The sequence below is a fragment of the Amycolatopsis regifaucium genome (assembly GCF_001613935.1).
Taxonomy (GTDB): Bacteria; Actinomycetota; Actinomycetes; order Mycobacteriales; family Pseudonocardiaceae; genus Amycolatopsis; species Amycolatopsis regifaucium.
Window position 1 is genome coordinate 150,684 of record NZ_LQCI01000049.1, and the last position, 19,483, is coordinate 170,166.

General features: G+C 69.0%; 17 protein-coding genes and 1 pseudogene. 10 read left to right on the forward strand and 8 right to left on the reverse strand.

Going from position 1 to position 19,483, the window contains the following annotated elements:
* Positions 1–71 precede the first annotated feature (71 nt).
* The 4 genes from AVL48_RS32600 to AVL48_RS32615 are packed head-to-tail and all read left to right on the forward strand — an operon-like array spanning position 72 to position 3,599.
* Positions 72–1,178 carry a Re/Si-specific NAD(P)(+) transhydrogenase subunit alpha gene (locus AVL48_RS32600; RefSeq protein WP_061984325.1) on the forward strand — a complete coding sequence of 369 codons (1,107 nt, stop codon included), beginning with the start codon at positions 72–74 and terminating at the stop codon, positions 1,176–1,178.
* Positions 1,178–1,477, forward strand: coding sequence for an NAD(P) transhydrogenase subunit alpha part 2 (locus AVL48_RS32605; RefSeq protein ID WP_037313815.1), 300 nt, complete (start codon positions 1,178–1,180; stop codon positions 1,475–1,477). Before AVL48_RS32600 ends, AVL48_RS32605 begins: the two co-directional genes overlap by 1 nt.
* Complete coding sequence (locus AVL48_RS32610) at positions 1,474–2,859, forward strand: NAD(P)(+) transhydrogenase (Re/Si-specific) subunit beta (RefSeq protein WP_061984324.1); 1,386 nt, start codon at positions 1,474–1,476, stop codon at positions 2,857–2,859. The genes AVL48_RS32605 and AVL48_RS32610 overlap by 4 nt, the downstream gene beginning before the upstream one ends.
* Positions 2,856–3,599, forward strand: coding sequence for a lipoate--protein ligase family protein (locus tag AVL48_RS32615; RefSeq protein WP_061984320.1), 744 nt, complete (start codon positions 2,856–2,858; stop codon positions 3,597–3,599). The genes AVL48_RS32610 and AVL48_RS32615 overlap by 4 nt, the downstream gene beginning before the upstream one ends.
* Before the next feature lie 94 nt (positions 3,600–3,693).
* Here the strand turns inward: AVL48_RS32615 and AVL48_RS32620 are convergent, their stop codons facing one another.
* Positions 3,694–4,398: an Lsr2 dimerization domain-containing protein gene (locus tag AVL48_RS32620; protein ID WP_074038241.1), complete on the reverse strand. Its 705-nt coding sequence runs from the start codon at positions 4,396–4,398 to the stop codon at positions 3,694–3,696.
* Positions 4,399–4,554: 156 nt separating this feature from the next.
* Here AVL48_RS32620 and AVL48_RS32625 point away from each other — a divergent pair, with 156 nt between their 5' ends.
* A complete protein-coding gene (locus AVL48_RS32625; protein ID WP_061984316.1) occupies positions 4,555–5,928 on the forward strand; it encodes a dihydrolipoyl dehydrogenase family protein in 1,374 nt (457 codons plus the stop codon).
* A gap of 3 nt (positions 5,929–5,931) precedes the next feature.
* Here the strand turns inward: AVL48_RS32625 and AVL48_RS32630 are convergent, their stop codons facing one another.
* The gene (locus AVL48_RS32630) at positions 5,932–7,413 is read right to left on the reverse strand and encodes a hypothetical protein (protein WP_167386370.1); all 1,482 of its coding nucleotides are present in this window, start codon (positions 7,411–7,413) and stop codon (positions 5,932–5,934) included.
* Between the two features lie 424 nt (positions 7,414–7,837).
* On the opposite strand from AVL48_RS32630, the gene AVL48_RS32635 reads away from it, so the two are divergent.
* The 3 genes from AVL48_RS32635 (at position 7,838) to AVL48_RS32645 (ending at position 11,403) form a co-directional block, all read left to right on the forward strand.
* Positions 7,838–8,341 (forward strand): DUF3145 domain-containing protein, encoded by a 504-nt coding sequence (locus tag AVL48_RS32635; RefSeq protein WP_143104976.1) that lies wholly within the window; start codon positions 7,838–7,840, stop codon positions 8,339–8,341.
* 41 nt (positions 8,342–8,382) lie between these two features.
* A complete protein-coding gene (locus tag AVL48_RS32640; protein WP_061984314.1) occupies positions 8,383–8,976 on the forward strand; it encodes a hypothetical protein in 594 nt (197 codons plus the stop codon).
* A 66-nt stretch (positions 8,977–9,042) separates the two neighbouring features.
* Positions 9,043–11,403, forward strand: coding sequence for a cation-translocating P-type ATPase (locus AVL48_RS32645; protein WP_177242368.1), 2,361 nt, complete (start codon positions 9,043–9,045; stop codon positions 11,401–11,403).
* Positions 11,404–11,482: 79 nt separating this feature from the next.
* On the opposite strand, the gene AVL48_RS32650 is transcribed toward AVL48_RS32645, so the two are convergent.
* The 5 genes from AVL48_RS32650 to AVL48_RS32670 form a co-directional block, all read right to left on the reverse strand.
* Positions 11,483–12,733 (reverse strand): beta-ketoacyl-[acyl-carrier-protein] synthase family protein, encoded by a 1,251-nt coding sequence (locus AVL48_RS32650; RefSeq protein WP_061984312.1) that lies wholly within the window; start codon positions 12,731–12,733, stop codon positions 11,483–11,485.
* A 40-nt stretch (positions 12,734–12,773) separates the two neighbouring features.
* Entirely contained in the window at positions 12,774–13,019 is a 246-nt protein-coding gene (locus AVL48_RS32655; RefSeq protein WP_004559006.1) for an acyl carrier protein, read from the reverse strand.
* A gap of 68 nt (positions 13,020–13,087) precedes the next feature.
* Positions 13,088–14,071, reverse strand: a complete 984-nt coding sequence (locus AVL48_RS32660; protein ID WP_061984310.1) for a beta-ketoacyl-ACP synthase III — start codon at positions 14,069–14,071, stop codon at positions 13,088–13,090.
* On the reverse strand, positions 14,068–14,994 hold the full coding sequence (locus AVL48_RS32665) for an ACP S-malonyltransferase (protein WP_074038242.1): 927 nt from the start codon (positions 14,992–14,994) through the stop codon (positions 14,068–14,070). Before AVL48_RS32665 ends, AVL48_RS32660 begins: the two co-directional genes overlap by 4 nt.
* A gap of 333 nt (positions 14,995–15,327) precedes the next feature.
* Entirely contained in the window at positions 15,328–16,542 is a 1,215-nt protein-coding gene (locus AVL48_RS32670) for a PucR family transcriptional regulator (protein ID WP_061984308.1), read from the reverse strand.
* Positions 16,543–16,871: 329 nt separating this feature from the next.
* On the opposite strand from AVL48_RS32670, the pseudogene AVL48_RS40905 reads away from it, so the two are divergent.
* Together AVL48_RS40905 and AVL48_RS32680 are read left to right on the forward strand one after the other, a co-directional pair.
* Positions 16,872–17,264, forward strand: a pseudogene (locus tag AVL48_RS40905) (hypothetical protein).
* 228 nt (positions 17,265–17,492) lie between these two features.
* Positions 17,493–18,134 (forward strand): nicotinamide mononucleotide transporter family protein, encoded by a 642-nt coding sequence (locus AVL48_RS32680; RefSeq protein ID WP_061984304.1) that lies wholly within the window; start codon positions 17,493–17,495, stop codon positions 18,132–18,134.
* Positions 18,135–18,207: 73 nt separating this feature from the next.
* Here the strand turns inward: AVL48_RS32680 and AVL48_RS32685 are convergent, their stop codons facing one another.
* The gene (locus tag AVL48_RS32685; RefSeq protein WP_061984302.1) at positions 18,208–19,419 is read right to left on the reverse strand and encodes an alpha-hydroxy acid oxidase; all 1,212 of its coding nucleotides are present in this window, start codon (positions 19,417–19,419) and stop codon (positions 18,208–18,210) included.
* Between the last annotated feature and the right edge of the window lie 64 nt (positions 19,420–19,483).

The window sequence follows — 19,483 nt, forward strand, 5'->3', positions numbered from 1 at the left end:
CAGGAAAGTTGTCGGCCTGGCGTGGTAAGAAGTGCGGGTTCGTGTGGTCCTCTCCAGCGAGGAGGTCGCCTGTGGCGGCAGAGAACGAGCAGCTCACGGTCGGTGTGGTCCGGGAAACCGGACAAGGCGAACGCCGTATCGCGCTGGTACCGAAACTCATCGAGCGCGTTTCCGGACGCGGACTGCGGGTGGTGGTCGAGCCCGGCGCGGGCGCCGGCGCGCTGCTCGCCGACGAGACCTTCGAGCAGGCGGGAGCGGTGATCGGCGATCCGTGGGATGCCGACATCGTGGTGAAGGTGGCGCCTCCGAGCGCGGCCGAAGTCGCGAGGCTCAAACAGGGCACCATTCTCATCGGCTTCCTGAACCCGAGGGGTGATCCCGACGGGATAGCGGCCCTCGAATCGGCGGGCGTGCGCGCCTTCGCCGTCGAGGCGATCCCGCGGATCTCCCGCGCGCAGGCGATGGACGCGTTGTCTTCGCAGAGCAGCGTCGCGGGTTATCGCGCGGTCTTGCTGGCCGCGGAGAAACTCACTCGGTTCTTCCCGATGCTCACCACCGCCGCCGGGACGGTGCCACCGGCGAAGGTGCTCGTGCTCGGCGCCGGTGTCGCCGGGTTGCAGGCCTTGGCGACGGCGAAACGGCTCGGTGCGCAGACCACCGGGTACGACGTCCGGCCCGAGGTCGGCGAGCAGGTGAAGTCGCTCGGCGCGAAATTCCTCGACCTCGGCATCGAGGCGGTCGGCGAAGGCGGGTACGCCCGCGAGCTGACCGACGAGGAAAAGGCCGAGCAGCAACGCAGGCTCACCGAGGCGATCACGAGGTTCGACGTCGTGATCACCACGGCGCTCGTCCCGGGCCGCCGGGCACCGGTCCTCGTCACCGCCGACGCGGTGAAGGGCATGCCCGCCGGCGGTGTCGTGGTCGACCTCGCCGGTGAGTCCGGCGGCAACTGCGAACTGACGAAACCGGGCGAGGAGGTCGTCGAGCACGACGTCACCATCTGCTCGCCGCTCAACCTCGCCGCGGAGATGCCCGCGCATTCCAGCGAGCTGTACGCGCGCAACGTCACGGAACTGCTGGAACTGCTCGTCGACAAGGAAGGCAAGCTCGCGCTCGACTTCTCCGACGAGATCGTCGCCGGGGCCTGCGTGGCCGGAAAAGAAGAAGGGGGCGAGTGATGCTGGTAGGCAGTTTGGCGATCCTCGTACTCGCCGGATTCGTGGGTTTCACGGTCATTTCCAAGGTGCCCAACACGCTGCACACCCCGCTGATGTCGGGGACCAACGCCATCCACGGCATCGTCCTGCTCGGCGGGCTGATCGTGCTCGGCCTCGGCGTGGACGGCGTACTGAACAAGATCCTGCTGGTGATCGCGATCGCCTTCGGCACGATCAACGTGGTCGGCGGCTTCCTCGTCACCGACCGGATGCTTTCGATGTTCAAGGCGAAGAAGCCGGAAGAGGGTGGTGACAAGTGACGACCTTCATCGCCGTCCTCTACATCATTTCCTTCGCACTGTTCATCTACGGCCTGATGGGGCTGACCGGTCCGCGCACCGCGGTGCGCGGCAACTGGATCGCCGCGGTCGGCATGGGCATCGCGGTGATCGCGACGCTCTTGACCCCCGGGATGGGCAACTGGCTGCTGATCGCGCTCGGTGTGGCGATCGGTGTCGTCGTCGGCGTGCCGTCCGCGCGCAAGGTGAAGATGACCGCGATGCCGCAGATGGTGGCGCTGTTCAACGGCGTCGGCGGCGGGGCGGTCGCGCTCATCGCGTGGGTCGAGTTCCGGACCACGGACGGCTACGCGCACGAGCCGGCGTACGTCGCGATCGCGTCGCTCTTCGCCGCCATCGTCGGTTCGATCTCCTTCTGGGGCTCGAACATCGCGTTCGGGAAACTGCAGGAGCTCATCTCCGGCCGCCCGATCACCTTGGGCAAACTGCAGCAGCCGGTCAACGCGCTGGTGCTGATCGCCGCGGTCGTCCTGGCCGTCGTCATCGCCACCGGCGGCGACGCCGAACTGCTGATGATCGGCCTGCTGGTCGCCGCGGGTGTGCTCGGCGTGGTGGTCGTGCTGCCGATCGGCGGTGCGGACATGCCGGTCGTCATCTCCCTGCTGAACGCGCTCACCGGTCTGTCGGCGGCGGCCATGGGGCTCGCCCTCGACAACACCGCGCTGATCGTGGCGGGCATGATCGTCGGCGCTTCGGGTTCGATCCTGACCAACCTGATGGCGAAGGCGATGAACCGGTCGATCCCGGCCATCGTCGCCGGTGGGTTCGGCGGCGGCACGGCGGTCGCGAGCGGCGGTTCCGGCGAGGTCCGGCCGGTCCGCAGCACGAGCGCGTCCGACACCGCGATCCAGATGGCGTACGCGAACAAGGTCGTGGTCGTCCCCGGTTACGGCATGGCCGTCGCGCAGGCGCAGCACGTGGTCCGCGAGATGGCGAAGTTGCTGGAGGCCAAGGGGATCACCGTCGCCTACGCCATCCACCCGGTGGCCGGCCGGATGCCGGGGCACATGAACGTGCTCCTCGCCGAGGCCGACGTCCCGTATGAGCAGCTCAAGGAAATGGACGAGATCAACTCCGAGTTCGCCCAGACCGACGTCGCGCTGGTGATCGGCGCGAACGACGTCACGAACCCGGCGGCGGAGACCGATCCCGGCTCGCCCATCTACGGGATGCCGATCCTCAAGGTGAACCACAGCCGGTCGGTGATCGTGCTCAAACGCTCGATGAGCTCGGGCTTCGCCGGTATCGACAACGAGCTCTTCTACGATGCGAAGACCAGCATGCTCTTCGGCGACGCGAAGTCGTCGGTGGGCGAGATCGTGGAGGAACTCAAAGCGCTGTGACCGGCCCCTCGGAAGTCGTCGCGTCGTTCGACGACCCGGCCGACAACCTCGCGTTCGACGAAGCCCTCCTGCGCGCCGCACCGGAAGCGCCGGTCCTGTGGATCTGGCGCAACACCGACTGTGTGGTCGTGGGGCGGGGGCAGAAGATCGAACGCGAGGTCAAGGCCGACGTCTGTGCGAGCGACGGCGTCCCGGTGCTGCGCCGGGCCAGTGGCGGCGGCACGGTGTTCCACGATCCCGGGAATCTCAACATCACGCTCGTCCTGCCGGGGCAAGGTCTGTCGGCGAAAGCCGTCAGACCGCTCGAAGCGCTCGGGGAACTGATGACCGCGACGGTGGCCGGACTCGGGCTGCCGTCGCGGCTCGGTGATCGAGGGCTGTTCGTCGGTGACGCGAAGCTGTGCGGTTTCGCCGTGTTCAGGACGAGAACGGGCTTGCTCGCGCATTCGACCCTGCTCGTTTCGACCGCGGCCGAACGCGTCGGCCGGTACCTCACCGCGGCACCGGCGGATCCCCGCCCGCTCGACTCGCATCGGAGCCGGGTCGCGTCGCTCGCCGACCATGGCCTGCGCAAAGGTGTCGCGGACGTCACGGCCGCGGTCCGCGCCGCGGCGGCCGCGCGACTGGGTGAACTCACCGCCCGGGAGCCCACGGCGGCGGAGCGCGAGTGGCACAGCTCGCTCCGGCACACCCGGTACCAGTACCCGCAATGGCACTCCGAAGGCGCTCAGCGTGAATAGTCGTGAGTGGTAATGACGGTCAGAACCGTCATTACCACACGAAAAGAAAGGGCCCCATTCGCTTTTTTCGCGAATGGGGCCCTTTTCGAGAGAACTACTTTTCTTTCGCCGAGAAGGTGACGGCGGGCACCTTGCGGGCGGCCCGAGTGGTCTTCTTCGGCTCAGCGGTCTTCTTCACCGGAGTCTTGGCGGCGGCCTTCGGAGCGGCCTTGGCTGCCGTCGTCTTCGCGGTCGTGGTCTTGGCCGCGGGCTTCGCGGCCGTCGTCTTCGCCGGGGCCTTGGTCGCGGCGGCGGCCTTGGCACGACCGGCCGGAGCCTTGGCTGTCGTGGTCTTCGCCGCAGTGCCGCGGGCCGCCTTCGCCTTGGCGGCGGTGGCTTTCGCCGTGGTCTTGGCGGTGGTCTTGCTCTCCGCCTTGGGGGCGGCGACCTTCGCGGCGGTGGTCTTGGGAGCGGCCTTGGCGGCGGCGGGCTTGCGGCCGGCGACACCCTTCGCGGCGGGCTTGCGACCCGGCTTCGCGGCGGTCTTCGCCTCCGCCTTCGCGGCGGTCGCCGCGGTCTTCGGGGTCGACTTCGACACCCGGGCGCCCTTGGGCCGCTGCACGACCCGCGGACGCAGTTTCCGGCCACCGATCCGGCGGCCGTTTTCCACATAAGCACGCAGGATTTCCCGGAGCGCGGTGGCGTTGTCGGCCGAAAGGTCGATGTCGTAGGCGATTCCGTCCAAAGCGAAGGCGACCGTTTCTTCGGCCGCTTCACCGGTCAGATCGTCCAGCAAATGCACAGCAGTGTTCCTGGCCATGAAAAAACCTCCCGCGCTCGATCGTTCTACTGCGTAACCGGCACGGTGCAACCTGAACCCGCGGCTGTTACTCACGCAGCGACACGAGGATAGCGGCAGGTTGCGCGAAGCTGCGCGGTGGTGTGCGCTGAATGCATGTCAGCACAGACTTTTGACGTGATCGTGATCGGAGGCGGCCCGGTCGGCGAGGTCGCCGCCGAGCGCGCAGCCCGCGGCGGCCTCCAGGTCGCCCTCGTCGAACACGAACGCTTCGGTGGCGAATGTTCTTACTGGGCCTGCATTCCGAGCAAGGCGCTGCTGCGCCCGGGCAACCTGCTCGCCGCGGCCAAACGCGTACCCGGTGTCCCGGTCGGCGACGCCGTCGACCCGGCGGCGGTGTTCGCGCGCCGGGACTGGTTCACCGGCAAGGGAGACGACACCGGACAGGTCAAGTGGGCGGAAGGCGCCGGGATCGCCCCGATCCGCGGGCACGGCCGGATCACCGGTGAGCGGGAGGTCACAGTCGACGGCGGTGACGTGCTGACCGCGCGGCACGCGGTGATCGTCGCCACCGGCAGTGTGCCGCGGACGCCGTCCATCCCCGGACTGGACACCATTTCCCCGTGGGGTTCGCGGGAGGCGACTTCGGCGGAAGAGGTCCCGCGCCGCCTCGGCGTGCTCGGCGGCGGTGTCGTCGGCGTGGAAATGGCGCAGGCCTACGCCACGCTCGGCGCCGAAGTCCACCTGATCATCTCGGGGGAGCGTCCCTTGCCGCGGCTGCCGGAGTTCGCCGGCGACGCGGTCATCGCGGGACTGCGCGACGCCGGGGTCATCGTGCACACCGGCTCCGGTCTCGACTCCGTGTCCGCTTTGGACGGTGGTAAGGAACTGGCGCTGAAGGGTGGCGACCGGTTGATCGTCGACGAACTGCTCGTCGCCACCGGCCGCCGTCCCGCGACCGACGGACTCGGCGTCGAGGTGCTGGGTCTCGAAGCCGGTGCGGCGCTCACGACCGACGACAACGGTCGTGTGTCCGCTGTGGACGGTGACTGGCTGTTCGCCGTCGGTGACGTCACCGGCCGGGCGCCGCTGACCCACCAGGGCAAGTACGCGGCCCGTGCCACCGGCGACGCGGTGGCCGCGCGGGCGGCGGGCAAGCCGGTCGACTCCGCCGCGTGGAGCGCGCACAGCTCCACGGCCGACCACCACGCCATCCCGCAGGTCGTCTTCACCGACCCGGAGGTCGCTTCGGTCGGGCTCGCCGGGCCGGAAGAGGGCAAACCGCACCGTGTCGTCGACATCGACATCGCGGTCGCCGGTTCGTCACTGCACGCCGACGGCTACGCGGGCAAGGCGCGGATCGTCGTCGACACCGAACGCGGTGTCCTCCTCGGTGCGACCTTCGTCGGGCAGGACGTGGCCGAACTGCTGCATTCCGCGACGATCGCGATCGTGGGGGAGGTCCCGCTGTCGAGGCTGTGGCACGCGGTTCCGTCGTTCCCCACGATCAGCGAGGTGTGGCTTCGTCTGCTGGAGGCGTACGGGCTCTGAGTCTCAGCCGTTGACGGGGAGTTCGAGCGCGGCCTTCGCGCCACGGACCAGGCCGGGATCGTCCGGAGTGGACGGTCCCGGCACCCACACCACCTGGATCAGCCGGACCGCCTTCCCGTCCTGGCTGCTCTGGTAGGCCGCCCCCTCGAACACGGGGACCTCACCCTGCCACTGGTTGGTTTCGGTGGCGAGATCGAGGATGCCGCCACCGCCGGGGGTGTCGGCGGCCGCCTTGAACGCGGTCGCCTGCGCGGTGTCCGGGAACTCCACGACGGCGATCGTCACCGCGGCGGCCCGGCCGTCGATGGAACTGGCGAAGCTGGCCCGTTTCACGCCCGCGCAACTCGTCTGCTGAAGGCTCGCCTGGACGTCGCCGTACGCGTGCGACGCGCATTTCTGGTCCGCGGCCGACGCCCGGGAGGTGAACTGGATGTTCTCCACGGCGCTGCTGCTCGGCGGGGCGGAACTGGTCGCCGGGGCCGGTGCCGGTGGAGGCTGCGTGGACGCGGTGTCGTCCCCGCCGGAAGCGACGGTGACGGCCGCGATCAGCAGCACGATGAGCAGGCCGATCGCGGCGACAGGAAGCCACTTCACCGTCTTGGACTGGTGAGGCGCCTTCGGTGCGGGCTCGGCGGGAGCGGGGGCGGCCGCCGGGGGCAGGGTCTGCCGGACCGGCGGAGCCGGTTTCGCGGCGGCGGCCCGCGGCGGGGTCTGAACGTGCTGAACAGGTGGAGTGGGTTTGACGGGCGGTGCCGAACGAGCGGCCGGTTTCGCCGGTTTCTTCACCTTCCCCGGATGCTGCACGGGAACCGTCGGCGCGATCGCGACGAGCGGGTTCTCGCGGATCACGGTCGGCTCGTCGTCGGAGTAGGCGCTGAATCCCTCGCCGAGCAACATCTCTTCGGGCATCGGCGGGGCGTCCGGGGCGAGCGCGGCGATCAGTTCCCGCGCCTGCTGGACCGACCGTGGCCGGTCCGCGGTGGCCAGCGAGACCGTCGCGGCGAGCATCGTCGTCGCCGTCGGGTACAGGACGCGGACCGAGCCGGCGAGATCCGACGGCGGCTGATCGACCGTCTCCACATACGGGCCGACGGCGATGATCGTGCCGATCGGACCGGCACCGGGGGCGACGTCGGCGATCTTGTGCGTGCACGCGGCGGACAGCGAGAGCGCGTCGGTGGCCGGGTTGATCGACGTGTCGCCGTGGACCAGCGGCCAGCCGTCGGCCTTCCACGGCCCGCCGAGCGGGGCTTCGAGTTTCAGTGCCGGATCCGGCAGGTCGACACCGATGACGATGATGACGCCCTTGGGCATGACGATGACGGCCTCGACGGCCCGTTCGTCCGCCGGGCGGGCGCCGACCAGGGCGACCCCGCCGACGACAGTGCTGCCGCGGCCGAGCGAGGCCAGCGCGGCACGAACGTCCTCGGCCACCCGGGACGGCTGCTGAGCGAGGCGAACGAGTCGCACCGAACCCCTCCCCATCTCGTCGGTCTCGGTGCACAAACTAGCGCCTCCATCCGGACTAATGGGGAGACACGTCCCAGGTAGGGGCGGTGAGGTTGCTCGAAAGGTCGTAATGCGCGTGCGCGCCGTCACCCGTCCGGGTGGTGCTCGTTGGTAGGTGACAGTTCCCCGTCCACCGTCACCAGGAGAACGCAGGGCCGCATTTCGCCACCGGCGTCGACATGCAGCGCTCCTCGTCGCCCTGCCCGCGGACCGCCGGCACCCGTCGCCGCGCGGTCCCGCGTCCCAATCAGGTGCGACTTATGGTGTTCATGTGGCCAAACAGCACAGTTGGGGTGCACAATGTGCTCACGCGTATCGGGCGGCGGCACGAGCCACCTGACCAGCGCAGCTCGCGAGGTCGTAGGGGAAGACGCCCCTCGTCGAGTAGCGGAGGTCAGCAGTGAGCACCCGTGGCAACACCCGTGGCGTGGTGTACGTCCACTCGTCGCCGTCTGCGGTCTGTCCGCACGTCGAGTGGGCTATTTCGGGCACCCTGGGTGCCCGAGTCGAGTTGAAGTGGACGGCGCAGCCCGCCAGTCCAGGACAGCTCCGCGCCGAATGTGGTTGGCGCGCGCCTGCGGGCACCGGCGCGAAGCTGGCGTCCGCGCTCAAGGCGTGGCCGATGATCCGGTTCGAAGTCACCGAAGAGCCCAGTGCGGGGGTCGACGGTGAGAGGTTCTGTTTCGCCCCCGGCCTCGGCCTGTGGCACGGCAGGACCAGTGCCAACGGCGACATCGTCGTGGGTGAGGACCAGTTGCGCGCTCTCGTGAGCAAGGTCCGCACCGGCGAGTCCCTGGCGCACAAGCTCGATGAGCTCCTCGCCGCCAATTGGGACGAAGCGCTCGAACCGTACCGGCATGCCGGCGACGGCGCTCCGGTCACCTGGCTGCATCAGGTCGGGTAGAGGGCGTGAAGACGGAAGAGGCGGGCGGCTAACCTTCCAGGGTGACCGCCCAGCCTCGCCCCGCCTCTCGCCAGCGGTGGCTGATCCCCGTCCTCGTGGTGGTGATCTCGCTGACCGTCGGCATCGGGTTGCTGGCGCGTGAGCTCTACCGCCGTCCCGAGGCCGAGCCCACCGATCCGGTCGTCAGTGACTCGCCGTCGTCGGTCGCCCCGGAGGCGCAGCCGGGTTCGCCCACCGTCGAAGTCACGCCCGACGTCTTCGCGCATCCGCAGTACCAGAGCGTCCGGCAGGTGCTGCAGGGGTATTTCGACTCCATCAACAATCGCGACTATTCGAAGTGGACTTCGGTGGTCAGCCGGGAACGGGCCAAGACCAAGACCGCCTCGGAGTGGAAGAACGACTATCAGTCCACTCGGGACGGCAGCATCCTCGTCTACCGCATCGAGCCGGGCTCGCCGGGCTCGCTCCGCGTGCTCGTCGCCTTCACCAGCACGCAGGACGTCGACGACGCGCCCGTGTACCTGCCGGAGGGCTGTATCCGCTGGCGGCTGGTGCTGCCGCTGCGGCTGGAGAACGCGACCTGGCGCGTCGACACCACCGACGGCGGCACCAACCCCGAGCACGAAAGATGCTGAAGTAACGCCCGACATGGTCCCTCAGGCTGACGCGTGCGCTGACGGGGGCGGAATAGAGTCGCGGGCATGGCAATTGATCAGCCGACCCTGCTGACCGACGCCTCGAGGGGGCTCACCAGCGAAGAGGTCGCCCAGCGGGTCGCCGCGGGCCAGACGAACTCGGTCTCGACGAAGACCAGCCGGACCACCGGCGAGATCGTCCGCGCGAACGTCTTCACCCGGATCAACGCGATCTACGGCGTGCTGTTCGTCCTCATCCTGTCGACGGGGTATTTCATCGACGGGCTGTTCGGCGGACTGATCATCGTGAACAGCGCGGTCGGCATCATCCAGGAGCTCCGCGCGAAACGGACGCTGGAACGGCTCGCGATCGTGGGGCAGGCGAAACCGACCGTTCGCCGTGACGGGCGGAGCGCCGAGATCGCCCCGGAGGAGGTCGTCCTCGGCGACCTCGTCGAGCTGGGGCCCGGCGACAAGATCGTCGTCGACGGTCCCACGCTGACGGCCGAGGCACTGGAGGTCGACGAGTCGCTGCTCACCGGGGAATCCGATCCCGTGGTCAAGCAGCCCGGCGACAAGGTGCTCTCCGGCAGCTTCGTCGTCGCGGGCAGCGGCACCTACCGCGCGGACATCATCGGCGACGAATCGTACGCCGCGAAGCTGGCCGCGGAGGCCAGCAAGTTCACCCTGGTGAAGTCGGAACTGCGGCAGGGTATCGACAAGATCCTCAAGTTCATCACCTACCTGCTCGTCCCGGCGGGCGCGCTGACCATCTACAACCAGCTCGCGGGCGACCAGGCGTGGCCGGACGCGTTGCGCGGCATGGTCGCGGCGCTTGTGCCGATGGTGCCCGAAGGCCTGGTGCTGATGACCAGTGTCGCGCTGGCGGTCGGCGTCATCCGGCTGGGCAAACGCCAATGCCTGGTGCAGGAACTGCCCGCGATCGAAGGGCTCGCCCGGGTCGACGTGGTGTGCGCGGACAAGACCGGCACGCTCACCGAGAACGCCATGCGGCTTTCCGAGGTCCGGGAAATCACTTCGGGACATCCGGTGGACACCGTGCTGGCCGCGCTCGCCGCCGCCGATCCCCGGCCGAACGCGAGCCTGCGGGCGATCGCGGAGGCGTACCCGGCCGATCCCGGCTGGCGGGTCTCCACGACGATGCCGTTCTCCTCGGCGCGCAAGTGGAGTGGCGCGTCGTTCGGCGGCGACGGTGACTGGGTGCTCGGAGCGGCCGACGTCCTGCTGCCCGAAGGGGAACACCGGGCGGCGGCCGAGAAGATCGGCTCGCGGGGACTGCGTGTCCTGTTGCTGGGCCGGGCCGAACGTGCCGTCGACGCGGCCGACGGCCCCGGTGACATCGAACCGGTGGCGCTCGTGGTGCTGGAGCAGAAGGTCCGCCCCGACGCGAAGGACACTCTGGACTTCTTCGCGCATCAGGATGTCGCGGTCAAGGTCATCTCCGGCGACAACGCCATCTCGGTGGGCGCTGTCGCGGGCACCCTCGACCTGCCGGGCGCCGACAAGCCCGTCGACGCACGGAAACTGCCGGAGGACGCCGAAAAGCTGGCCGATACGGTGGAGAATCGCGCCGTCTTCGGCCGCGTGACGCCGCTGCAGAAACGCGCGATGGTCGGTGCGCTCCAGTCGAAGGGGCACACCGTCGCGATGACCGGCGACGGCGTCAACGACGTCCTCGCGCTGAAGGACGCCGACATCGGCGTCGCCATGGGCGCCGGCAGCCCGGCCACCCGCGCGGTCGCGCAGATCGTGTTGCTGGACGACAAGTTCGCCACCCTGCCGCACGTCGTCGCCGAGGGACGCCGGGTGATCGGCAACATCGAGCGCGTCTCGAACCTGTTCCTCACCAAGACGGTCTACTCGGTGCTGCTGGCGCTGATGGTCGGCATCGCGCAGGTGCCGTTCCCGTTCCTGCCGCGGCACATCACGATCACGGCTTGGTTCACGATCGGCCTGCCCGCCTTCGTGCTCTCGCTGGCGCCGAACAACGAACGCGCCCGCACCGGCTTCGTCGGCAGGGTGATGCGGATGGCCGTACCGGCCGGGCTGGTCATCGCCACGGCGACGTTCGTCAGTTATCTGCTGGTCTACAAGGGATCCGGACAGTCCGAAGTGGACAAGATCCAGGCGGGGACGACAGCGCTGATCACGCTCATCACGATCGCGCTGTGGGTGCTCGGGATCGTCGCGCGGCCGTACCGGTGGTGGAAGATCGGGCTGATCGGCGGGATGGTCGTGCTGACCCTCGCGCTGTTCCTGATCCCGTTCACGCAGAAGTTCTTCGCGCTGGACCCGAGCGTGAGCGCGTACACGCTTTCGGCCTTCACCTGTGCCGGAGTGGGGATCGTGCTCGTGGAAGCGGCCTGGTGGATCGGGCGACACCTGGTGAAACGCTCGGAGGCCTGACCGTCGTCCGAAGTACGTGAAGGCCCCCTTCACTGCGCTAGACGCAGTGAAGGGGGCCTTCACGTACTTACAACCGGTCTCAGGCCGCCGGGGTGAACAGCAGCGCCGTGTTGTGGCCGCCGAAGCCGAACGAGTTGCTGATCGCCGCGCTCAGCTCGACCTTGCGGGCCTCACCGGAGACGACGTCGAGCTGCACCTTCGGGTCCAGGTCCTCGAGATTCAGCGTCGCCGGGATCAGGCCGTGGTAGATCGCCAGGATGGTGGCGATGCCCTCGACCGCGCCCGCACCGCCGACCAGGTGGCCGAGCGCGCCCTTGGGCGCGGTCACCACGGTGTGGTCGCCGATGGCGTTGCGGATCGCCGCGGCCTCACCGACGTCGCCGACGACCGTGGAGGTCGCGTGCGCGTTGACGTGGCCGACGTCGCTCGGGGAGACCCCGGCCATCGTCATCGCCTGCCGCATGGCGGCGATCTGGCCGATGCCCTCCGGGTGGTTACCCGTGATGTGGTACGCGTCCGAGGTGATCCCGTAGCCGCTCAGCTGCGCGTAGATCCGTGCGTTACGGGCCTTGGCACGGTCCGCCCGCTCCAGGATCACGACACCGGAACCCTCGCCGAGGACGAAACCGTCACGGTTCACGTCGAACGGCCGGGACGCCTTCGTCGGATCGTCGTTGCGGGTGGACACCGTCCGCGCCTGCGCGAAACCGGCGAGGGTGATCGGGTGGATGCACGATTCGGCTCCACCGGCGACCACGACGTCGGCGCGGCCCGAGCGGATCATCTCGTAGCCGGCGGCGATGCCTTCCGCGCCCGACGCACAGGCCGACGCGGGCGAGTGCACCCCGGCGCGGGCCTTCAGGTCGATCCCGACGTGTGCGGCGGGACCGTTCGGCATCAGCATCGGCACGGTCAGCGGGGAAACCTTGCGGAGTCCCTGCTTGTGCAGAAGGTCGTTTTGGGAGATCAGGGTGACCGGACCGCCGACACCGGTGCCGATGGTCACCCCCAGGCGCTCGGGGACCACGTCCTGATGCTCATCGGTCGGCTGCGTGAACCCCGCGTCCGCCCATGCCTGACGTGCGGCGATGAGGGCCACCTGCTCGCAGCGGTCCAGACGGCGAGCCTGGACCCGAGGCAGGACTTCGGACGGGTCCACGGCGAGCATGGCGCCGATCTTCACCGGCAGGTCGAGTTCGTCGACCCAGTCGGCTTCGATGCGGCGGATCCCGCTCGCCCCGGCGAGCAGACCGTCCCACGTGGACGCGACGTCCCCGCCGAGTGGCGTGGTGGCGCCCATCCCGGTGATCACGACGTCGATGTTGCTCATTGGTGTCTCCCCAAGGTCGGCGCCAATCAAGAACTGGGAATTACTTGGAGTTGGCGGACACGTAGTTCACCGCGTCGCCAACGGTCTTCAGGTTCGCCAGCTCGTCGTCCGGGATCTTGACGCCGAACTTGTCCTCGGCCTGAACAGCGATCTCCACCATGGACAGCGAGTCGATGTCGAGGTCGTCCACGAAGGACTTCTCGGCGGTCACGTCGTCCTGCGCCACACCGGCGACCTCTTCGACGATCTCGGCGAGGCCGGCGAGGATCTCTGCGTTGTCTGCCACTGGTTGTTCCCTTCTCGGTGATGCTTTCGGCTGCCCCGCGGACACGGCGTCCGCAGGGGAAGTATTCATCACGGGCAGATGAAGGCCTGGCCCGCGTAGGAGAGTCCGGCCCCGAAACCGACGGCGAGTACGACGTCGCCGGACTTCGCGGTGCCCGCCTTGCGCATGTGGTCCAGCGCGAGGGGGATGGACGCGGACGAGGTGTTGCCCGAGTACTTGATGTCGTCGGCCACGACCATGTCCTCGCGGCCGCCCTTGGCGCGCAGCTTCTTGGCGATGGCTTCGACGATGCGCAGGTTGGCCTGGTGCGGGATCAGCACGTCCACATCGGACGGTTCGAGCCCGGCCAGTTCCAGTGCCCGCAGCGCGATCGGCGCGATCTGGGTGGTCGCCCACCGGAAGACCGACTGGCCCTCCTGGTAGATCCACTTGTCGTCGCGCATGTAGATGAGGTCGACGTGCTCACCGGCGCTGCCCCAGGCGACCGGGCCGATCTGCGGGGTGTCGGCCGCACCGACCACCGCGGCGCCGGCGCCGTCGGCGAAGATGATCGCGTTCGCGCGGTCGACCGGGTCGACGTGATCGGTGAGCTTCTCGGCGCCGATGACGAGCGCCTTCTTCGCACTGCCCGCCCGGATCAGGTCCGAGGCGACACCGAGGCCGTAGCAGAATCCGGCACAGGCGGCGTTGAGGTCGAACGCGGCCGGATGCGTGATCCCGATCCGGTCGGCGACCTGGGCGGCGGCGTTCGGGATCTGGGTGGGCATCGTGCAGTTGGGCAGGATGACCGTGTCCACTTCGGACGGATCGACGCCGGCGTCGGCCAGTGCGGCCGTGCCCGCCTTGACCGCCATGTCGACCAGCGACTCGTCCTTTTCGGCGAACCGGCGCTCGATGATGCCGACGCGGTCGCGGATCCACTGGTCGTTGGTGTCCATGATCTTCGAGAGATCGTCGTTGGTCACGATCTTCTCGGGTTGGAAGCTCCCGACCCCGAGGATGCGGGTCCCGGCGGCGCCCGGCGCCTGCCGCAAGGTGGATCGGTCGGTCACGAAGCGTCCTCCTGCCCCTGAAGCTTCGCCAGCTCCGCGGGCGTCTTCAGTGCGATGGTGGTGGTCACGGTTCCCTTGAGCTGTCGCTTGACCAGTCCCGTCAGCGTCCCCGCCGGCGGCAGTTCGAGCGTCGAAGTGACACCCAAGGAAACCAGCCCGTCCATGGTGAGGTCCCAGCGCACCGGGCTGGTGACCTGCTTGACCAGCCGGTCGAGGTAGTCGGCCCCGCTGGTGACGACCTGGCCGTCGGCGTTCGACAGCAGCGGACGCGTCGGGTCCGCCGGGGTGATCTTCGCAGCGTGGGCGGCCAGCGCCGCACGCGCGGGTGCCATGTACGACGTGTGGAACGCGCCCGCGACCTTGAGCGCGCGGACCTTCGTCCCTTCGAGCGGCTCGGCCACGATCTTCTCGATCGCGTCGGCGGCGCCGGAGGCGACGATCTGCCCGGCGCCGTTGCGGTTCGCCGCGGCGAGACCGTGACCGTCGAGCCAGGCGACGACCTGCTCCGGGTCGCCGAGCATGACCGCGGCCATGCTCGTCGGCTCCAGCGCGCACGCCTTCGCCATTTCCGCACCGCGGACGGCGGCCAGCGCGACGGCGTCCTCGGGGTTCAGCACGCCCGCGATGGCGGCGGCGGCCAGCTCACCGACGGAGTGACCGGCGACCGGCGCGTCCGCGGCGACCGGGGCCGCACGCTGCAGGTGCTCGAACGCCAGCAGGGACAGCGCCACGATCAGCGGCTGCGTGATCGCGGTGTCCTGGATCTCCTCGGCGTCCGCTTCGGTGCCGAGACGGACGAGATCGAGACCGGCGCGCTCGGACCAGGCTTCGACGCGCGCGCGGGCGCCGTCGAGTTCGAGCCAAGGGGAAAGCATGCCTGGGGCTTGGGAACCCTGACCGGGGGCGAGGACTGCTGCTGTCACCTCTCAAGGGAACACTCTCGGCCACCATGGTCGTGATGCCGACGGTCACCAAGTCCGACCGACGTAATTGTAGGAACCCTCCAAAAGGGTCTTCCTGATCTCCGCTCTTAACCCAAAAGCCTTGTCGGGTTCAATCAGCTTTCGCTATGAAGTCTGTCACTGGATTGGTTATGCCGCGGTCGCGAACGGGTCGCCGGGCCGTGACTTTCGAAACCGGCTGGAGCGGGTGCCTAGGCGGCCCGCCGCCCCGTTCGCGAGCCCTTCGGGCAAAACGCGGCACTCCAAGGGATCAAGGGACCTTGGTCGCCTCAGCTTCGGTCACTTCGGCGTCGGTCACCAGAGGCCGCGGGCCCTGGCCAGCCGTCCGACCGTCAGCGCCACCTTCAGCACCCAGGCGTCGCGTGATTCGGCGGCGTGGCGTCCGGTGAGTTCGGCCGCCTTCCGCAGCCGGTACCGGACGGTGTTCGGATGCACGAACAGCGTCCGCGCGCAGGTTTCCAGCACACCGCCGCTGTCGAGGTACGTCTCCACGGTCCGCAGCAGCGCCGGGCCCGCCTCCTCCAACGGCCGGGCGATCTGCTCGACGAGCAGGCGTTCCGCCTCGGGATCGCCGGACAACGCGCGTTCCGGCAGCAGATCGATCGATCTCGCCGGCCGCGGCGCGCCGGGCCAGCCGACGACGGCGCGCAGGCCGGAGAGCGCTTCGGTGGCGCTGTGGTGCGCCTCGGCGAGGGTGGGCACCGTCGGGCCGGCGACGACCGGGCCCTCGGCGAAGGCGATGGACAGCTTGGTGAGGATTTCGCGGTCCTTGACGCTGCCGTCGGTGGGCCCGGCGACGACCACGACCAGCCGGGAGCCCTGCACCGAAAGGAGGACGGGGCGGCCGACCCGGGCGGCGCGGCTGCGGACCTCGAACACGACGGCGGGCGGGTCGTCCGAGGTCGGCGTGCCGACCAGCGCGGTGGCGGGCGCGGCCGGATCCCAGCCGAGCGCGGCGGCACGGGAGAGCACCGCCTCCTCGGCGTCACCGCGGACGATGCCGTCGACGACCAGCGCCTCCAGCCGCGCGTCCCAGGCGCCGCGCGCCTCGGCGGCGGCCGCGTAGGAGTTGGCGGCGGCGAACGCGATCTCCCGGCCGTAGCGCAGGATCCCCTCGATCAGCGCGGCGCGCTCCGCCTCGTTCGCGGCGAATTCCGGCAGCTGCTCCTCGAACACCTCGATCGCGAGCCGCACCATGCCGACCGCCTGCCGCAGGCTCACCCAGCGGGACAGCTCGGCGGGCGCTTCGCGGAACGCCTCGGTGGTGAGGGAGAGGGCCTCCTTCGAGTCGCGGAGCCAGTCGACGAACCCGGCGGCACCCGCTTGGGTGATCAGCAGGACGCTCGCGCGCTGATCGGCGGGGAGGCGGGCGAACCAGCTCAGCCGCTCCTCCATCACCGCCACGCTCGCGCTCGCGAGTCGGCCGGAGGCGTGATCGAGCCGCCGGAGGGTCTTGGCGGACAGCCCGTGGTGCTTGGGCACACGCCGTCCGGAAGTCGCGTCAGCCATGGTCAGCCGATCCTAGTCCGACCGGTCTCGATGCCCGTCGTCCTGCGGCCGGAAGGCTGATGAGTCCGAAGTGGACAGTCGCGGCGAAGGAATTGTGAAAGGTATTTGCATAAAACTCGAGGCCGCCCGGCGCTAGCGTTTTTCGCTGCGCCGGACGGCCTCGTCTCCCCGGTCCCCACCGGTAGAACAAGTATGGGACTTGTGGATCTTTTCCCGCTAGTTGACTCACTCGATCGTGGGGTGCCGAGTTGCCGGTGAGGTGCTCGTGATCAACGATCCCTCGCAAGCCGCGCCAGGCGCGGCGCGGATCGTGGAGGAGGGAGTTCGCCGTGGGCGAGCAGCTGAAAGACGGTCTGGGCGAGCATGGAACCTTGTCGCCACATCGCGGCCCAAACTGGTCGGATTCCTGATCATCTCGCTCTCACCGGAACGCTGAACAAGCGAATGTCGACGCCGGTGGGATCCTCGTCGAACTCGTGTACTACTTCATTCTCCTGATCGCCTCGCAACTCGCGTTCGGTGTATTCGCGGAGAGAAATCCGGTCAGCGCACTCGCCACCATCGGCGGCGTGATCGTCATCGATTTCGGCGGTAGCCTGACCAAGCCGGCACAGGAGCGCTGGCAGGGCCGGCTGGCCGAGTTGGAGCCCACGGCAGGCGAGCGGGAAGTCCGTTCGGAACCGCCGACGTCACCCGTGGGCATCGGTCGCGTAGATTCCTGAGCATCCCGCGGGCCCGGTGATCGAGGAAGGCACCGGGCCCGCGTGGACCCGAAGGGGCCCTTCGCCGCTCAACACGCGGCGAAGGGCCCTTCGTCGTGTGCTGGACGGCCGCCTCGTTACGCCACTTCAGCGGCTCTCCAGCCGGTTCCCTGTTCCGCACCTCACACTTCCTAGGGAATGGCGGTGCGGCGGAGCATGTTGGAGCGGTAGACGGAGAGGGGCGCGGACGTGGACTTCCTGCTGCACAACGGTGTCACGGTGCTCGGCCAGTGGATTTCCTTCGCCGAGCTGGCGGGGCAGATCTTCGCGCTGGCCGTGGTCTTCCTGGCGCAACGCCGCACGCTGTGGACGTGGCCGGTTCAGGTCGGCGCCACGGTGCTGCTGTTCTCGGTCTACGTTTCGGCGCATCTCGGCGGGCTCGCGACCAGGCAGGTCGCGATCCTCGCCATCTCGATCTACGGCTGGTGGGCCTGGTCCCGCCGCAGCGATCCGGTCTACGGCGTCGTCGTCCGCAAGGGGCGCCTTTCCGAACGACTCGCGATGCTCGGGGCGTTCGCGATCGGCACCACCGCGATGGCGCTGGTCCTCGACGCGCTGGACGCCTCGTGGGCGCCATGGCCGGACGCCGCGATCTTCGTCGGCACGCTGGTCGCCTTCGCCGCGCAGGGCGCCGGTCTGGTCGAGTTCTGGCTGGTGTGGCTGGTCGTCGACGCCATCGGCGTGCCGCTGCAGCTCTCCTCGGGCCTGTACTTCTCGGCCGCGGTCTACATCGTGTTCGCCGGACTGGTCGTCCACGGCTGGTGGAGCTGGAACCGCACGGCGAAGCAGGTCCGCACCGCGCCCTCCGGGGTCACTTCGGCCTCCGCCTGACCCGCGTTTCGTCCTCTGAATGCGGTAGTTGGTATCGCCAACCATCGCATTCAGAGGACGAAACGCGTGGGGGTCAGCGCATGGTGGCGTGCGAGGGCTTGAGGTCGGCGAGGGTACGGACGCCCAGCAGCTGCATGGTCCGGACTATCTCGGCGCGCAGGATGTCCACGCATCGCTGGACACCGCGTTCGCCACCGGCCATCAGGCCGTACAGGAACGCGCGCCCGATGAGCACCGCGTCGGCGCCGCGCGCGATCGCGGCCACGATGTCACCGCCGGAGAGGATGCCGGTGTCGACCCACACCTCGGCGGTGCCCTGGATCTCGTCCAGCACCGCCGGGAGCAGCTCGATCGGGGTCGGCGCGCGGTCGAGCTGACGTCCGCCGTGGTTGGACAGCAGGACCGCGTCGGCGCCGTGCTTGACCACGTCACGCGCGTCGTCGACGTTCTGGATGCCCTTGACCACGAGTTTGCCCGGCCAGGTCTGGCGGACCCAGTCGAGGTCGTCGAAGTTCAGGGTCGGGTCGAAGAGCTTGTTGAGCAGCTCGGCGACCGTGCCGTCGAAGTTGCTCAACGAGGCGAAGGTCAGCGGCTCGGTGGTCAGCAGGTTGAACCACCAGGCCGGATGCATCGCGCCATCGGCGAACGTCTTGAGGGTGAGCGCGGGCGGAATGGTCAGCCCGTTGCGCACGTCGCGCAGCCGCGCACCCGCGACCGGGGTGTCCACCGTCAGCATGAGCGTGTCGAACCCGGCCGCCCAGGCGCGATTCATCAGATCTTCGCCCGCCTTGTGGTCGCGCCAGACGTAGAGCTGGAACCACTTGCGGGCCTCGGGCGCGGCCGCCGCGAGGTCTTCGATCGACGTCGTCGCCATGGTCGACAACCCCATCGGGATGCCGTTGCGCTGCGCGACGCGGGCCACCGCGGACTCGCCCTCGTGGTTCATCATCCGCGTGAACCCGGTCGGCGCGAACGCGAACGGCAGCGCCGAACGCTTGCCGAGGATCTCCCTGCTCGTGTCCACATCGGACACACCGCGCAGGACGTTCGGGTGGAATTCCACGCTGCGGAAGGCCTGCCGGGCGCGACGGAGGCTGTCTTCCAGCTCCGCGGCGCCGTCGGTGTAGTCGAACGCCGCCCGGGGCGTCCGCTTGCGGGCGATCATCCGCAGGTCGGCGATCGTGTGCGCGCTCGCCAGCCGCCGGTCGGTCGGATTGAGCACGATCGGCTTCGGCCGCAGGATCTGCTTCAGCTCACTCGGCTTCGGCAGTCGACGCTTCGTCACACTCGCTCACCTTCTCCGCACACCCCAGAAACATCCGATGTCTAACCCTAACCGCTCTGCCGCC

Excerpts from the sequence above, each read along its gene's own strand:
- AVL48_RS32605 (WP_037313815.1), top strand. The coding sequence starts at position 1,178 with ATGCTGGTAGGCAGTTTGGCGATCCTCGTACTCGCCGGATTCGTGGGT.
- AVL48_RS32620 (WP_074038241.1), bottom strand. The coding sequence starts at position 4,398 with ATGGCCAGGAACACTGCTGTGCATTTGCTGGACGATCTGACCGGTGAA.
- AVL48_RS32630 (WP_167386370.1), bottom strand. The coding sequence starts at position 7,413 with ATGGGGAGGGGTTCGGTGCGACTCGTTCGCCTCGCTCAGCAGCCGTCC.
- AVL48_RS32645 (WP_177242368.1), top strand. The coding sequence starts at position 9,043 with ATGGCAATTGATCAGCCGACCCTGCTGACCGACGCCTCGAGGGGGCTC.
- AVL48_RS32650 (WP_061984312.1), bottom strand. The coding sequence starts at position 12,733 with ATGAGCAACATCGACGTCGTGATCACCGGGATGGGCGCCACCACGCCA.
- AVL48_RS32670 (WP_061984308.1), bottom strand. The coding sequence starts at position 16,542 with ATGGCTGACGCGACTTCCGGACGGCGTGTGCCCAAGCACCACGGGCTG.